Below are 14,867 nucleotides of genomic sequence, written 5' to 3'. Positions count from 1 at the left end.
CGTGAAACGCCCCGTATTTTCAAATGGCGACGCGGTCGCTGATGTCGTGATTGTTGGCTCAGGCGTGGTCGGCGCGTTGATCGCCGACCAACTTGCGGCAGAAGGGAAGGCCGTTCTGGTGCTGGATGCCGGTCTGCGCATCGAGCGCGCCCAGGCGGTTGAGAACTGGCGCAACATGCCATTCCAGAATCGAGCCGGCTCAGATTTCCAGGGCCTCTTCCCGCAGTCCAAATGGGCGCCGGCCCCGCTCTATTGGCCCGAGAACAATTTCGTCGAGCTTTCCGGCCCCGACGGCAAGGGCTTCAAGCAGGGTTATCTGAAGACTGTGGGCGGTACGACCTGGCACTGGGCCGCCTCCAGCTGGCGGCATCTGCCAGTCGACCTGAAGATGCACTCCACCTACGGCGTCGGGCTCGACTGGCCCATCTCCTATGACGAGCTTGAGCCATATTACTGTCGCGCCGAAGACGCCATGGGGGTCGCAGGGCCGAACGATCCCGCCCTGCAGTCGCCCGCTGAACGCTCCCGCCCCTATCCGATGGACATGGTTCCGTGGAGCTATGGCGACAAGCGCTTCGCCGAGGTGGTAAACGCCCACGGCTTCCGCTCGGTGCCCATCCCGCAGGGACGCAGCACCCGGCCCTGGAATGGTCGACCCACCTGCTGCGGCAACAACAATTGTCAGCCCATTTGTCCGATCGGCGCCATGTACAACGGCATCCACACCGTCGAGGCCGCCGAGGCCAAGGGGGCGCTGGTACTGGCCGAATCCGTCGTCTACCGGATCGACACCGACGCCAACAACCGCGTCACGGCGGTCCACTGGTACGACAACGAGCATCGATCCCATAAGGCGACGGGACAAGCTTTTGTCATCGCCTGCAACTCTTTGGAATCGCCGCGCCTTCTGCTGGCTGCTGCCAACGAGCTTAACCCGGCGGGCATCGCCAATTCGTCCGACCAGGTCGGGCGCAACATGATGGATCATTCCGGCTTTCACTGCTTTTTCCAGTCAGAGGAGCCGCTCTGGGTCGGCCGTGGTCCGGCGCAGAGCAGCTGCCTCGTCGGCCCCCGCGACGGTGCATTCCGCTCCGACTATTCCGCCAACAAGATGATCCTCAACAACATCACGCAGGTCACCTCCGCCACCAATGCGGCGCTGAAGGCGGGCCTCGTTGGCGCGGAGCTCGACGCGGAGATTCGCAAGCGCACCATCCATGGCGTCGATCTGTCGATCAGCCTCGAACCGCTGCCGGATCCGAAGAACCGCGTGACACTCAGCAAGACCCGCCGCGACCCGCATGGCATTGCCTGCCCCGACGTCTATTACGACGTGGGTGACTATGTCCGGAATGGCTACGAGGCCTCCGTGTCGCAGTTGAAGCAGATCGCGGGCCTGTTCAACGCCACTGAGCTGAACATCACGACGGCGCTCAACGCCAACAACCACATCATGGGGGGCACCATCATGGGTGCTAACCCAACGACCTCCGTTGTGGACGGCAATTGCCGCGCCCATGACCACGCCAACCTCTGGATTCCCGGTGGCGGCGCCATGCCCTCTGCAAGCGTGGTCAACTCGACCCTAACCATGGCTGCCCTCGGCATCAAGGCTGCGGACGACATCTCCGGCGCGCTGAGGGCATGACGATGAAGGTAGAACATGCCCTCTCCGGCGCTCTCCTGTGCGCCACGCTGTTAGTCGCACTCGCACCCCTTGGGGCGCAGGCCCAGGATGTTGCACTCGTGCAGCAGGGCCGCATGGTCGCCACCGGCGCCGACTGCATGGCCTGCCACACCGCTCCGCGAGGCGGCAAGCCATTCGCTGGCGGCTACGCCATCGAGTCCCCGCTCGGCGCGATCGTCTCCACCAACATCACTCCGTCAAAGACGACGGGCATCGGCACCTATTCAGAGGCCGAATTCGGGCGCGCCGTGCGCAACGGCGTGCGCAAGGACGGCGTCCATCTGTATCCCGCCATGCCTTATGACGCCTATGCCGAGCTGACCGACGCCGACATCAGTGCCCTCTACGCGTATTTCATGCTCGGTGTGCAGCCAGTTGACGAAGCGCCTCAGGTCCAGACCGCACTGCCCTTCCCCTTCAACATCCGCTTCTCCATGGCTGCCTGGAACCTCATCTATGCGCGCAAGACACCTTTCCAGCCGAACCCGATAAAAAGCGAGGAGCAGAACCGAGGAGCCTACCTGGTTGGCGCACTCGGTCATTGCAGTTCCTGCCACACACCTCGCGGTGTGCTGATGGGTGAGGATTCAAGCGCTTATCTGGCCGGCGGCTTTGTCGGCCCCTGGTTCGCTCCCAACATCACGTCCGACCCGGTGAGCGGTATCGGCGGCTGGAGCACCGACGAATTGGTGACCTATTTCCGTACCGGTCACGCTGACGGGAAGAACCAGGCCGGTGGCGGCATGGCGGAGGCGGTGGAGAACAGTCTGCAGCATCTTCCCGAGGCCGATCTTCGGGCACTTGCTATCTATCTGAAGTCGGTTCCCGCTATTCGTGATCCGCGCGAAACGAAGCCAGCGCATGACTTCGGTGCTTCGGTCAGCAGCGAGGCCGAGATCCGCGGAATCTTCCCCTCCAATGCCCATGACAGCCTGCGCACCGGCGCGGAACTCTACAGCGGCAATTGCGCCAGCTGTCACCAACCTACCGGTGCCGGCAGCGAGAACCAGGCCTATCCGTCGCTGTTCCACAATACCGCTACTGGAGCCATCGAGCCGGCAAATCTCGTCGCTACCGTACTCTACGGCATCGAGCGCAATGCGGGCGGTAAGGAGGTCCTGATGCCCCACTTCGGCACGGGCTCCTTCGTCGGCGCGCTCTCCGATCAACAGGTGGCGGATATCTCCAATTATCTGCTGTCCAGCTATGGCAATCCGCAGGCACGTGTGTCGCTGGCCGACGTGGCTGTCTCCCGCGCCGGTGGACCGCAGCCGCTGCTCGCCCGGATGCAGCCTTACATCGTGCCGGCCATGATCTCCGGCCTGGTCGTAGTGTTTCTTTTCTTCCTAGCGCTTGTTCTCAGGATGCGAGGGCGTAGCCGCGAAGACCTGGCTGGTCATTCGTGAGAATGGTTGGCTTACTTCAAGCTGAGATCAAGTCCAGGGCGGGCACCGGCATGGACAGGCGAGGAATCGCTCAATCAACCACCCGTCAACCTGCATCACAATCAACCTCGCAAGGAAAAACGCCATGACCACATCCGTCGCCGTTCTTGTCGGCAGTCTGCGCAAGGCCTCACTCAACCGCAAAATGGCGCATGTGCTCATGGGCCTTGCACCGAAGGACCTGAACTTTGAAATCGTCGAGATCGGTGATCTGCCGCTCTATAACGAGGATCTTGAACTAGAGACTCCGCCTGCCGCCTGGGCCGCATTCAGAGACAAGGTGAGACCTTTCGATGCCGTCCTGTTCGTCACGCCGGAATATAACCGCTCGGTGCCGGCCGTTCTCAAGAACGCACTCGACGTCGGGTCCCGGCCGTACGGCAAGAGCGTGTGGAGCGGCAAGCCCGGTGCGGTCGTCAGCGTCTCGCCAGGAGGGATCGGCGGGTTCGGAGCCAACCATCATCTGCGCCAGTCGCTGGTCTTTCTAGACGTGCCGACTTTGCAGCAGCCAGAAGCCTATATCGGCGGCGTCGGGAACCTGCTCGACGAAAGCGGAAACCTTGTGAACGAGAACACCGAAAAGTTCCTCACGGCGTTGATGACGGCCTTCGGAAAATGGATCGCCAGCAATCGGTCAAGAGCGTGACGTGATCAGCCGCAAGATCGACGTTCCGACCGCGATCTTCACCAGCGACAACAGCAACAATGTCCTGAGCCAGCGATGGATGCAGGCGCAGATCAATGGATCGGAGCCTGTTGTCTACTCAGCCGAGGAGGAAGGCGACCACATCTTTGCCTTCAAGAATCCTGTGAAGTTTTACCAACGACCTGTGTGCGTTTCTGGATCGCTGATCAGATGGCCGCTTGAGCCGCCAGTCATGGAGATCAACTAACGTACGCCACCCAAGAGGATCAAAACAATGGAAAGAAACTTTGGAAAAGTCGCGTTTATTACCGGTGCTGGTCAGGGCATAGGTGAAGCCATTGCGCTTCGTCTCGCGAAGGACGGCTTTGCCGTAGCCTGCGCGGACATGAATGTGTCGTCGGCGGATGCCGTGGTCAAAAAGATAGAGGCTACCGGGGGAACGGCCTGCGTCGTCGAGGTCAACGTGAGCGATCGCGACTCCGTATTCGCTGCTGTCGAGGAGGCCGCCAGGCAGCTCGGCGGGCTCGATGTCGTTATCAACAATGCAGGCGTTGCACCGATCACACCGATCGAAGATATAACACCCGAGATTTACCGCCGCGCATTCGACATCAATGTGGGCGGTGTTTTGTGGGGGATCCAGGCCGCAGTCAAGACGTTCAAGTCCTTGGGTCACGGCGGCAAGATCATTAATGCCTGCTCCCAGGCTGGTCAGGTGGGAAATCCCGAGCTCGCTGTCTATAGCGGGACCAAGTTCGCCGTTAGAGGCATCACACAAACGGCGGCGCGCGACCTAGCAGCCCATGGAATCACCGTGAATGCCTACTGCCCTGGCATCGTCAACACGCCAATGATGCAGAAGGTCGCGCAGGATCTGGCCGACAATGCCAGCGAAACGTTTGAGTGGGGCATGGAGCAGTTCGCGAAAAACATCGCACTGAAGCGGATATCGGAGCCCGGCGACGTGGCTGCATGCGTAGCGTTTCTCGCGGGACCGGATTCCGACTACATGACGGGGCAGGCTGTCATCATAGATGGAGGCATGGTTTTCAACTAGCAGCTGAAAGCAACCTCGGGATGGGCTCGGATCGGTGTAAAGGCATTTGGCTTTAACCGGTCCGAGCTTTTTACCAGGCAGGGTCTGCCACGGTAAGTCTTCCGCGGATCCTCGGGATTGAGGCGGTAGGCGCCATTGAGGAGGCACCGGGGGCGACTTCGCCCGTTGCTATGTCGTGGCGACGGTGATGGGCGGCATGGCACGCAGTTCAACGCGGCCATGCGCAGTTCAACTGCGTGCCGACCAAGAATGTGGTCAAGATCGAGACAAATCTTCCCTGGGGCGTCCTCGCCACGCTCCCGGATATGCTCCAGACGGCATGGGGATCCCTGTTCTCGTCGCTTGATCTTCAGCAAAGACAACGCCTCCTGCGTGTGTCACGACTTCAGTCGGAATGGCAGCGTCGCACTCGCGCGTCGGGCCGGCGCGAACGTGTTCGCCACCACGCGCCGGGAAAGCCGGATTACAGCCCTAAAACAGCTCGGCGCCCACCGGGTCATCATCGACGATGGCGCGATCGCCTCCATCGGTTTGCGCTTCGACAAGGTTCTCGAACTCCTTGGCACGACGACACTGGAAGATTCGCTGCTCTGCGCGGATCGCGGTGGCCTCGTCTTCACGGCGGGCATTGTCGGGGCCAAATGAGCGATCCCGTGCCCGGGTTCGCTGACAAGCTATGGCAGGCACGTCTTGGACCTCGTCGAGATACCTTTTCAGTCATTGGTTTATGACGTCGCCTCCGGTGCGCTCCCGGTCAGAATCGCGCGCGTCTTTACGATCAATCCGATCGTCGTTCTGACCTGAGCTGCGTTTGGCCTGGTGATGGAAACACAGTTCAGGATTTGAAAAGAACAATAAAAACACAACAAGAATTCTCCTGCACGGCGCATTGGTCGAGTGCATCCCGAACTATGGACACATACCTGGCCGAAACCAAAAGAGAAAATAGTGACGGATAACTTGCATCGCTCCCTTTTTTAGATGGTTGAGATCGGATCCATGGCTGTAGCATCTTAGTCGTCGACGATAATTATTGCGGCAGGGAACGACAGCGTCGCCAAAGTTCCGTATCCCCCGACTGATTCCAGCAAATTTCAGCCGCATCTTTCCGGGCTTGTTTGAATTGCAAGGTTTCTTGAGTTCGACTACTGAACTTTCCTGCCACCATCAGGCCCTCATCGGTTGCTATGTGATGAGTGTGCGAAGCCGAACGTTGCAACAGCATGACATGAAGATATGGGGCCGTTCTTCCGGACGAACGGCAATGGTCACCAGCCACGATCCCATTCCGGTTGCCCGCGATAGCAACTCGCGAGAAAGTCGACGACCGCCCGAACCTTGAGAGCCAGATGCCGTGCGGGCGGGTAAAGCGCATGAATGGCGAGCGGCGCATCCTCGCGATCAGTGAACAACGGCTGCACGCGTCCAGCGCGAACAAGAGGCCCCGCAATGAAGCTCGGCACGCGGGCGATACCGAGACCGGCCGTAGCTGCGGCGAGGCATGTCTCGCCGTTCGAAAAGCTCAACCGTCCCGATACTGTCACCGTCAACGATTCCGGTGAAGCGGTTGACTTGAATGTCCAATGGAACGGATCGCGGAAATTGGTGTCGATGATGCAGTCGTGTCCGTCCAGATCTTCCGGTGTTCCCGGCAGCCCCCTGCTGGCGAGATAGGAAGGAGCCGCGACGACAACGACGCGGGCGTCGCAGATCTTTCGGGCGATCATGGCGCTGTCCTGCGGCTTGCCTATCCGGATGGCGACATCGAACCCTTCGTCGACGAGATTTACGACCCGATCGGAGAAGCTGACATCGAGCTGGATTTGCGGAAAGGCATTGGCGAAGTCGATCAGCACGGGGGTAAGGCAGGTCGTCCCGAAAGTCATAGGGGCCGTCAGCCGAAGGCGCCCGGCGGGAGCGCCGGAGGCGTTGCGGACAGAGGCGTCTAGGCTGTCGAATTCCTCGAGCAGGACCTTCATCCGCTCATAATAGGCCTGCCCGACCTCCGTCACCGATAGCGCGCGGGTAGTGCGCTTGATGAGCTGGACCCCGATATCAGCCTCCAGTTTCGAAACCAGCTTCGAGGCTTGTCCGCTGCTCGTGCCGAGCCGTTGCGCGGCCGCCGCGAAACTCCCCGTGTCAAGCACGGTGACGAACATGCGTTCACAATCGAGACGATCCATAGTTGAGGTCCATTCAAGCCTGCACAATGCAATGATGATGGGATTATACTATTCCGTGTACGACCGTTGGAGCAATCGGTGGCACTTCATCACTTTCTCGGTTTCTTGGCGATGCTCTTCTCAGGAATAAACGCGTGGAAACTATCGTCCCGCACGCGTTGCATTTCACTCCGAGACTGCAACTGCACCGAAAACATCGTCGAGGAATTTGCCGGCGATTGCGGCCCCCTCGGCAGAGATCGTGTGGCCGAGTCCCCGAAGTCTTTGATGGCGGGCATCGACACCGGCGGTCTGAAGGGTTGCCTCCGCCTGAGCGGATTCCTGCGCCGGGATCACCGGATCGGCGTCACCGTGGACAAGCAACACTTTCGTGCCGGTCGCGGGCGCCAAAGGCTCGGGCGAGGCCAGGCGTCCGGAAAAGGCAACCACCGCTCCAACCGGCCAGCGACCGGAGGCGACGGCGTCCAGCGCCATGATCGACCCTTGCGAGAATCCCACAAGCGCGACGCGCTCGAGACGTCCGGCAAGGCCATGCGTCTCTATAATCGCTCGGATGGTCTGATCGAAGGCCTCGCGCGCATCGGCCACCCGTTGCGGGCGATCGGCCTCGGTCACGCCACGTACGCTGAACCATTGCCGGCCAGGCCCACCCTGATCGAATGCGAAGGGGGCGTCCGGAGCGGCGAAGGCCGTATCCGACAGTTGCGGCCCCCACATACCGCCGAGCCCAGCTAGATCCGCGCCGCGGCTGCCTACTCCATGGAGAAAAATAACGAGTGCGCTCATGAGCGGACTTCCTTTGAAAGAACCGCTTCACGCGGAGACAGGTTGACGGGAGCCAGCCCCGGAAGATCGGGACCAAGCGGGACGATGCCGGTCGGGTTAAGTGCCTTGATCGAATAGTAGCCGCGCTTGATATGATCGATATTGACGGTCTCTCGGATGCCGGGAACAGCGAGAACGCGGGCGAGATAGGCGCTTAACCGATCATAGTCGGCAATGCGGCGCAGGTTGCATTTGAACAGGCCATGATAGGCCGCATCGAAGCGCACCAGCGTCACGAAAAGACGGATATCAGCTTCCGTAAACGCGTCGCCGAACAGGAAGGGGCCGGTTCGCTCCAGCCGGGTTTCGAGCTCGTCGAGCATGCCGAACACCTCGGCGAAGGCTTCCTCGTAGGCGATCTGTGTCGTCGCGAAACCGGCGCGGTAGACGCCGTTGTTGAGGCTCGGATAGATGCGATCGTTCAGCCCGTCGATGGCAGCGCGCAGATGCTCGGGATAGAGCTCGAACGCGTCCGTCGCCAGGTCCCCGAAGCCGGAGTTGAACATGCGCACGATCTCGGCGGATTCGTTGCTGACGATCGTTGCGCGCTTCCTGTCCCACAGGACGGGCACGGTAGCGCGGCCGGTGTAGTGCGGATCGGCGCGCGTGTAGAGTTCGTGCAGGTATGTGGCGCCGTTGACGTCGTCACGGGATGAACCGGGATAGTCCCCGAAACGCCAGCCCTGATCGGTCAGTGCCGGCTCGACGACAGAGACCGAGACGACATCCTCAAGGCCCTTGAGCTTGCGAGCGATCAGCGTCCGCGATGCCCAGGGGCAAATCAGCGCGACGTAGAGGTGGTAGCGCCCGGCTTCGGCCTTGAAGCCCACCTCGCCGGTCGGCCCGGCGCTGCCGTCGGGCGTCACCCAGCTGCGAAAGCCGGAGATCTGGCGGACAAAGCCGCCCTTTTCATCCTTGGCCTGTACCGGCTGCCAATTCTCGACCCATTTTCCTTCGACAAGCATTCCTCAAATCCCTTCCGCCCGCTCCCCGAAGGGAACGGGCCACACATTTCGTGCTTACTTCACCATTCCGAACGGGTCGGAGACGGTGTGGCCATTGGCGTTGTTCCAGAAATTCTGGAGTACGAAACCGTATTCCGAGAGGTTCTGGACGAAGGGCTCGAGCATCGCGTTGGCGGTCGGGCTCTTCCAGTCGGCCTGCAGTTCGCAGGCAAGCGCGAAGGTGGATACCAGTTCCGCACCGGCATTCGCCATGCGCGACATTGCAGCATCGGCCTCATAGCGGTTCCAGGCACCGGAGGCATCTACGACCGGAAAGACGGCGTAGCCATCGTTGAGCATCGACAGAGTCGGTAGTGCGCAGCATGTGCCGATGGTCACGCCCGCGACGATGATGTGGCGGCGGCCGGTCTTCTCGACCAGATCCTCCAGCGCCTTGCGGAAGGTCGGGTCCTCGTAGCAGTTGATGATGCCGGTGCGGCGATAGATCGGCTGGTCGGAAAACAGCTCCTTGATCTCGGGCAGGTTGTCTCCGTTCTGCCACTGCGCATTGGATGACGTGATAAGCGTCGGGATACCGAGAGCCTTCGCCGTGCGGGCGAGACCGACGACATTGCTCTTGAGTTCGGCAAGCGAGGTGGTATCGCGCATGCCGGCCATCAGTCCGATCTGGTGATCGACCAGCAGCAGGATGCTGTTTTCGGCCGTCGGCTTGTCATGGCCATAGCGGCCTGCAGCGCGAGCCTCGGCTGCGGAAACACGATTTGGCAACACGCTGTCGCTGATCGGGCTGACGATATCGGCGGGGCGGGTGTCAGTCATGCTGGTTCTCCTTGGTTGTTGTGGGACGAGACAGGCACCAACACGATGGCGGTGCCCCAGGGATCGCGGATGAGAAAGCCGTCATTGCCGTTCGTGGCACTTTGTGTTGATCGGGCTTTCACTGCCGCGAGACGTTCCAGGCCAAGTTCGATCCTGATCTCGGCTAGGCCTGTTGTGGGCTCGGAGCGCACCGGGGCACCCCGGCTGTTCCAGATGTTGGTTGCGATGTGGTGGTGATAGCCGTCGGCGGCGTAGAAGGTGCCGCCCGGATAACGGGAGGTGATATCGAGGCCGAGGACGGCGGCATAAAACTCTTCGGCTGGCGTGATGGCGCCAACCTGAAGATGCACATGGCCGATCTTCGAGCCGACCGGGAATCCGTTCCAGGTTTCATCGTTGGCATCGGCCAGAAGATTTTCGACATCCAGCGGATCGCTCGGCATGTCGACCAGGCCGCCCTGCCATTTCCAGGCGGAGGCGGGACGATCGGCATATATCTCGACGCCGTTGCCTTCTGGATCGGACAGGTAGATCGCCTCGCTGACACTGTGGTCCGACGCACCCACGACAGGTGAGCGCGTTTCCATCGCGTTTCTCGTCCAGCGTGCAAGGTCGGGCCGCGACGGCAGCAAGAAGGCGGTATGGAAAAGACCGGCATCGCGTGGAGACCGGCGCCGCGCCGAGGCATCGTGCCGAAGTTCCAGCAGCGTCTCATCGCCGGCTCCGAGCTCGGCGGTGGCCCCATCCCGGCGAAGGAGATGGAGGCCGACCGAGCGCTGGTAGAAGTCCGATACGCGGTCGAGGTCGTTGACCGTCAGGGCGACCCGTCCCATCGACAGGCGGGTCGCAGCGGCAGAGTCCTGATCGGCCATCGGTTCAAGCCTTTTTGGCGCCAGCCGGCGTGGGCTTGAGCGCAAAGGGGCCGTCGCCGATGAGGGCGAGCACGACAAGGCCGACGATCCAGAAGGCGGGGAATTCCCAGCCGCCATTCGGGTTGTTGAAGAAGAAGCCGGCGGCGCCGTGGACGGTAAAGATGGCACCGAGCAGGACCGGGATCATGCCGATGGCGACGAGGCGCGGCACCACGCCGAGGATCAGGGCAAGCGCGCCCAGAACTTCCCACAGGATGGTGACATAGGCGAGCCAGCCCGGCAGGCCGAGCGAGCCGAAGAAGCCCGCCGTACCGGCAGGCGTGAACACGAAGATCTTGAGGCCCGCATGGGCGAGGAACAGGATGCCAAGCGCAATACGCAGGACAAGAGCAGCATAAGGAGCAGTACGATTGTCAATCATGACGAGGCCTACCGAGGTTCGAGGTTGTTAGAAGCCCAATATGCATCCGTTTCGAAATTTTGATTAGCGCGTCGATTTGCAGGTTATTCGTTCCATTTTGGAAGGAATAACGCCCTCTTAAGGCGGCCCGATGCGCGCTGCTGGCGCCTGTCCGTTCAGGGTCCCGCTGACACCGGCTCCATTAAGGCGGGGATAGGGAGCCGGCGTTCCGCAAAAAATTCCGACACGACGAGATGAAACGCTTGTAGCTCGGGCGTTGTGTCGTCCTCGCGATAGCAAAGAACGATGGGCGTGGTGATATGCTCCGCGAGCGGCCGATAGGCCACGCCCACGGAGCCGACAAGGCGGGCGGAGGCCGGGACGATTGACACCCCCTCGCCCGCGGCGATCATGATCAGTGCGGTGTCATACTGACCGACCTCGACGATCCTCGAAAGCGCAATGTCGCGCTCGGCAAATTGCGCGAGCACATGGTCGGCGAGGCTGGGGCGCGGATTGCTGGTGTAGACAATGAAGGGTTCGTCCTTCAGCGAGGCCAGCGGCATCGCTTCCTCGATCGTCGCCAGCGGATGATCGACCGGTAGTGCGGCGACCATCGGTTCGTTGCGGAGCACGATCCGGCGAACACCGGGCGCGGCGATTTCGACGCGGCTGATCCCGGCATCGATGCGTCCCTCGCGCAGCGCTTCGGCCTGCTCGATGCTGTTCATCTCTGCGATGCGTACCTCGACGCCTGGAAGCGCCCGCCGATAATCCCGGATGATGCCGGCCAGATTGCCGTGGAAGTTTGTTGGCACCATACCAAGGCGAAACACCGGACGCTGATCGCTCTGCAAGCGGCGCATCGACGCCATCATTGCCTCGGTACGCTGCAGGATCTGGGATGACTGCTCGTAAAGCAGACGCCCAGCGGTCGTCAGTTCCAGCGGCCGGGCGGCGCGGTCCAGCAGAAGCGAGCCGACCTCCGCCTCGAGTTCCTGGATGCGCTGGCTCAACGGCGGTTGCGCCATGCCCAGGACTTCGGCCGCGCGGGTAAAGCTTCCGAGGCGGGCGACTGTTACGAAATAGCGAAGGCGTTTCAGGTCGATTGACATATCGATTCACGAATGACGATGGGAATCAAATGCCGTTGTCTTCAACGAAACAGAGGAATTACATATCGTATCGATATGCTCAATACCAAAACGGTGTTTCCGCTGCGGAATGCGATGCGCTAACGGGTTGGGTCAAAATTCCAGATAGACCAGCCAACGTTTACCGGGAGGGTGCCCTTGTCCCAAGATACATCTCAACGCCTGCAGATACAGGCAGCAGTTCTCCGGCAACCGGGACAACCGCTGCATATCGAAACCGCCTCGCTGGAAGAGCCCCGGGCAAACGAGGTCCTGGTTCGACTTGTCGCCAGCGGCGTTTGCCACACAGACATGGTCGTGCGCGATCAATACTTTACAACGCCCATACCTATGATCCTCGGCCATGAAGGGTCGGGCGTGGTCGAGCGGGTCGGCAGCGACGTGACCACCGTTGTGCCGGGCGACCATGTGGTGCTGACCTACATGTCCTGCGGCCTGTGTGCTCCCTGCGCTACAGGCCATCCCGCCCATTGCGAGCATATGACCCTTCTCAACTTCGGCGGCGCGCGCATGGATGGGAGCTGCTCGTCATGCGACGCCCATGGCGGGGAGTTGCACGATCACTTCTTCGGACAATCCTCCTTCGCCACCCATGCGATTGCCAGCGAACGCAACGTGGTGAAGGTTCGCAAAGATGTTCCGCTGGAACTACTCGGCCCCCTCGGCTGCGGCATCCAAACTGGCTCGGGCGCGGTGCTCAATGCGCTGAAGGTCCATGGGGGCTCCGCCTTCGCGGCCTTCGGAACCGGTGCGGTCGGCCTTGCGGCCCTGATGGCGGCCCGTGTGGCCGGGGCGACGACGATCATCGCGGTCGACGTCAACCCCGATCGGCTCGTGCTCGCGCTGGAACTCGGCGCGACGCACGCGATCAACAGCCGCGAAACGAATCCCGTCGAGGAAATTCGCCGCATCACGTCTGGCGGCGCCGACTTCACCCTTGAATGCAGCGGCCGCGCCGAGGTACTGCGCCAGGCGATCGACAGCCTCGCAACGCTTGGGACCTGCGGCATCGTCGGCGCCACGCGCGAAGGCACCGAGGCCAGCTTCAACGTCAATGAGGTGATGATCCCCGGCCGCCGCATCATGGGGATCGTGCAGGGCGACGTGGTCTCGCGCACCTTCATCCCGGAACTGATCGAGCTCTACCGGCAAGGCCGGTTCCCGTTCGACCGTCTGGTCAAGTTCTACCGTTTTGACGAGCTGAACCAGGCCATGGCCGACAGCGAAAGCTGTATCACCATCAAACCGATCGTGCGTTTCGACGAAGCCGCCTGACTTTCTCTGGCAGCAGAACCACAGGCGCGGACACCCAAGAAGGACAAGAAATGAAGACCGAACTCATCATCGACAATATTCCTCGCCCGGCAGAAAATGGGGCCACGTTTGAGCGACGTCATCCCGTCAGCCAGGAGGTGGTGACCACAGGCGCCGCGGCATCGGTGAACGACGCAATTGCCGCCGCCGAATCCGCTGCGCGGGCTTTCGCCTCGTGGTCGGCCACCGGTCCCTCGACCCGGCGTGCCATCCTGCTCAAGGCGGCAGATATCCTCGAGCAGAAGCTGCCCGAGTTCTGCGAGGTCATGGCTGCCGAGGTCGGCTCTTCGGAGCTGTGGGCGCGTTTCAACGTTTTGGGCTCGGCCGCTCTGTTTCGTGAGGCCGCCGGTCTGGCAACCCAGATCCAAGGCGAGACCCTCCCGACTGACAAGCCCGGTACGCTCTCGCTGACGATCCGCCAGGCTGCTGGTGTGGTTTTAAGCATCGCCCCCTGGAACGGACCGATCCTGCTTGGCGCCCGCGCCATGGCCTATCCGATCGTTTGCGGAAACCCGGTGATCTTCAAAGCGTCAGAGAACAGCCCGCGCACCCACGCCCTGCTGGCGTCGTCGCTCTATGAGGCAGGCCTGCCGGCCGGCGTTCTGAACTTCATCACGATCGCGCCCAAGGATTCCGGTCCGGTGACAGAGGTCCTGATTGCCCATCCCGCCGTGCGCCGCGTCAACTTCACTGGCTCGACCCGAGTCGGACGCGTCATCGCCGAAACCTCGGCCCGCTATCTGAAGCGCTGCCTGCTCGAACTCGGCGGCAAAGCGCCGTTCGTCGTCCTCGACGATGCCGACCTCGATGGCGCGGTCAATGCCGCCGTATTCGGTGCGTTCCTCTACCAGGGCCAGATTTGCATGTCGACGGAACGCTTCGTCGTCGACGAGAAGATTGCCGACGCCTTCGTGGCGCGTTTCGCCGAGCGCGCCAAGGCGCTTGTGGCGAAAGACCCGATGCAGGCGAGCGACAGCGTCGTCGGCCCGATCCTGAATGCAGCTTCGGGTGAGCGGATCAACGCCATGCTGCAGGATGCCGTGGACAAGGGTGCGGTGATCGCGGCCGGAGGCAAGGCCAACGGCGCGATGATGGACGCGACCATCGTCGATCACGTCAAGCCCGGCATGACCATCTACGGTGAGGAGACCTTCGGCCCCATCACCACGGTCGTGCGCGTGCGCGACATCGAAGAGGCCGTGCGTGTCGCCAACGACACGGACTATGGCTTGTCGGCCGCTGTGTTCAGCAACAACATCAACCGAGCGATCTCGGCCGCCACGCGCATCCAGGCCGGTTGCGTGCATGTCAATGGCGCGACTGTCCAGAACGAGGCGCAGGCCCCCTATGGCGGCATGAAGAACAGCGGTTATGGCCGCTTCGACGGTCGGGCCGTCATCGAGGAGTTCACCGAGATCAAGTGGGTGACACTGGAAGACCCGGCCCAGGCCTATCCGTTTTGACGGACGGGCAACGTTTTGTCCCGCTGGTCTGGCTCCA

Annotated in this window: 15 protein-coding genes; 8 read left to right on the top strand and 7 right to left on the bottom strand. The window is 61.5% G+C overall.

The window, feature by feature from the left end; translation table 11 throughout:
• Window position 1: 1 nt before the first annotated feature.
• The 6 genes from G6L97_RS23970 (at window position 2) to G6L97_RS23945 (ending at window position 5,480) form a co-directional block, all read left to right on the top strand.
• Entirely contained in the window at window positions 2-1,648 is a 1,647-nt protein-coding gene (locus G6L97_RS23970; protein ID WP_065706040.1) for a GMC family oxidoreductase, read from the top strand.
• Window positions 1,645-3,093 (top strand): c-type cytochrome, encoded by a 1,449-nt coding sequence (locus G6L97_RS23965; protein ID WP_198927206.1) that lies wholly within the window; start codon window positions 1,645-1,647, stop codon window positions 3,091-3,093. Before G6L97_RS23970 ends, G6L97_RS23965 begins: the two co-directional genes overlap by 4 nt.
• 124 nt (window positions 3,094-3,217) lie before the next feature.
• Complete coding sequence (locus G6L97_RS23960) at window positions 3,218-3,778, top strand: NADPH-dependent FMN reductase (RefSeq protein ID WP_065706038.1); 561 nt, start codon at window positions 3,218-3,220, stop codon at window positions 3,776-3,778.
• A gap of 1 nt (window position 3,779) precedes the next feature.
• Window positions 3,780-4,025, top strand: coding sequence for a hypothetical protein (locus G6L97_RS23955; RefSeq protein ID WP_065706037.1), 246 nt, complete (start codon window positions 3,780-3,782; stop codon window positions 4,023-4,025).
• 27 nt (window positions 4,026-4,052) lie between these two features.
• Entirely contained in the window at window positions 4,053-4,835 is a 783-nt protein-coding gene (locus G6L97_RS23950; protein ID WP_065706036.1) for a (S)-acetoin forming diacetyl reductase, read from the top strand.
• A gap of 432 nt (window positions 4,836-5,267) precedes the next feature.
• A complete protein-coding gene (locus G6L97_RS23945; protein WP_158006619.1) occupies window positions 5,268-5,480 on the top strand; it encodes an MDR/zinc-dependent alcohol dehydrogenase-like family protein in 213 nt (70 codons plus the stop codon).
• Between the two features lie 623 nt (window positions 5,481-6,103).
• On the opposite strand, the gene G6L97_RS23940 is transcribed toward G6L97_RS23945, so the two are convergent.
• The 7 genes from G6L97_RS23940 to G6L97_RS23910 all read right to left on the bottom strand — a co-directional run bounded on the left by G6L97_RS23940 (window position 6,104) and on the right by G6L97_RS23910 (window position 12,014).
• Complete coding sequence (locus tag G6L97_RS23940; protein WP_065706034.1) at window positions 6,104-7,018, bottom strand: LysR family transcriptional regulator; 915 nt, start codon at window positions 7,016-7,018, stop codon at window positions 6,104-6,106.
• A 165-nt stretch (window positions 7,019-7,183) separates the two neighbouring features.
• Window positions 7,184-7,804 carry an alpha/beta hydrolase gene (locus G6L97_RS23935; protein ID WP_065706032.1) on the bottom strand — a complete coding sequence of 207 codons (621 nt, stop codon included), beginning with the start codon at window positions 7,802-7,804 and terminating at the stop codon, window positions 7,184-7,186.
• Complete coding sequence (locus tag G6L97_RS23930; protein WP_065706030.1) at window positions 7,801-8,808, bottom strand: glutathione S-transferase family protein; 1,008 nt, start codon at window positions 8,806-8,808, stop codon at window positions 7,801-7,803. The genes G6L97_RS23935 and G6L97_RS23930 overlap by 4 nt, the downstream gene beginning before the upstream one ends.
• A gap of 54 nt (window positions 8,809-8,862) precedes the next feature.
• On the bottom strand, window positions 8,863-9,627 hold the full coding sequence (locus G6L97_RS23925; protein ID WP_065706027.1) for an isochorismatase family protein: 765 nt from the start codon (window positions 9,625-9,627) through the stop codon (window positions 8,863-8,865).
• A complete protein-coding gene (locus G6L97_RS23920) occupies window positions 9,624-10,499 on the bottom strand; it encodes a VOC family protein (RefSeq protein ID WP_174003991.1) in 876 nt (291 codons plus the stop codon). Before G6L97_RS23920 ends, G6L97_RS23925 begins: the two co-directional genes overlap by 4 nt.
• A 4-nt stretch (window positions 10,500-10,503) precedes the next feature.
• Entirely contained in the window at window positions 10,504-10,920 is a 417-nt protein-coding gene (locus G6L97_RS23915; protein WP_141194030.1) for a DoxX family protein, read from the bottom strand.
• Between the two features lie 155 nt (window positions 10,921-11,075).
• Window positions 11,076-12,014, bottom strand: coding sequence for a LysR family transcriptional regulator (locus tag G6L97_RS23910; protein WP_174003989.1), 939 nt, complete (start codon window positions 12,012-12,014; stop codon window positions 11,076-11,078).
• Window positions 12,015-12,191: 177 nt separating this feature from the next.
• On the opposite strand from G6L97_RS23910, the gene G6L97_RS23905 reads away from it, so the two are divergent.
• Both G6L97_RS23905 and G6L97_RS23900 read left to right on the top strand, forming a co-directional pair.
• A complete protein-coding gene (locus G6L97_RS23905) occupies window positions 12,192-13,328 on the top strand; it encodes an NAD(P)-dependent alcohol dehydrogenase (protein WP_174003987.1) in 1,137 nt (378 codons plus the stop codon).
• Window positions 13,329-13,378: 50 nt separating this feature from the next.
• Complete coding sequence (locus G6L97_RS23900) at window positions 13,379-14,830, top strand: aldehyde dehydrogenase (protein ID WP_174003985.1); 1,452 nt, start codon at window positions 13,379-13,381, stop codon at window positions 14,828-14,830.
• Window positions 14,831-14,867: the final 37 nt, after the last annotated feature.

It is taken from the genome of Agrobacterium tumefaciens (genome assembly GCF_013318015.2).
Lineage (GTDB): Bacteria > Pseudomonadota > Alphaproteobacteria > Rhizobiales > Rhizobiaceae > Agrobacterium > Agrobacterium tumefaciens.
Note: the sequence above shows the minus strand (reverse complement) of the source record. Positions and strands in the feature narration are given on the sequence as shown.

Coding starts and splice junctions, on each gene's coding strand:
- G6L97_RS23920 (WP_174003991.1), bottom strand. CDS start 10,499: ATGGCCGATCAGGACTCTGCCGCTGCGACCCGCCTGTCGATGGGACGG.
- G6L97_RS23910 (WP_174003989.1), bottom strand. CDS start 12,014: ATGTCAATCGACCTGAAACGCCTTCGCTATTTCGTAACAGTCGCCCGC.
- G6L97_RS23900 (WP_174003985.1), top strand. CDS start 13,379: ATGAAGACCGAACTCATCATCGACAATATTCCTCGCCCGGCAGAAAAT.
- G6L97_RS23940 (WP_065706034.1), bottom strand. CDS start 7,018: ATGGATCGTCTCGATTGTGAACGCATGTTCGTCACCGTGCTTGACACG.
- G6L97_RS23925 (WP_065706027.1), bottom strand. CDS start 9,627: ATGACTGACACCCGCCCCGCCGATATCGTCAGCCCGATCAGCGACAGC.
- G6L97_RS23950 (WP_065706036.1), top strand. CDS start 4,053: ATGGAAAGAAACTTTGGAAAAGTCGCGTTTATTACCGGTGCTGGTCAG.
- G6L97_RS23915 (WP_141194030.1), bottom strand. CDS start 10,920: ATGATTGACAATCGTACTGCTCCTTATGCTGCTCTTGTCCTGCGTATT.
- G6L97_RS23930 (WP_065706030.1), bottom strand. CDS start 8,808: ATGCTTGTCGAAGGAAAATGGGTCGAGAATTGGCAGCCGGTACAGGCC.
- G6L97_RS23935 (WP_065706032.1), bottom strand. CDS start 7,804: ATGAGCGCACTCGTTATTTTTCTCCATGGAGTAGGCAGCCGCGGCGCG.
- G6L97_RS23965 (WP_198927206.1), top strand. CDS start 1,645: ATGACGATGAAGGTAGAACATGCCCTCTCCGGCGCTCTCCTGTGCGCC.
- G6L97_RS23960 (WP_065706038.1), top strand. CDS start 3,218: ATGACCACATCCGTCGCCGTTCTTGTCGGCAGTCTGCGCAAGGCCTCA.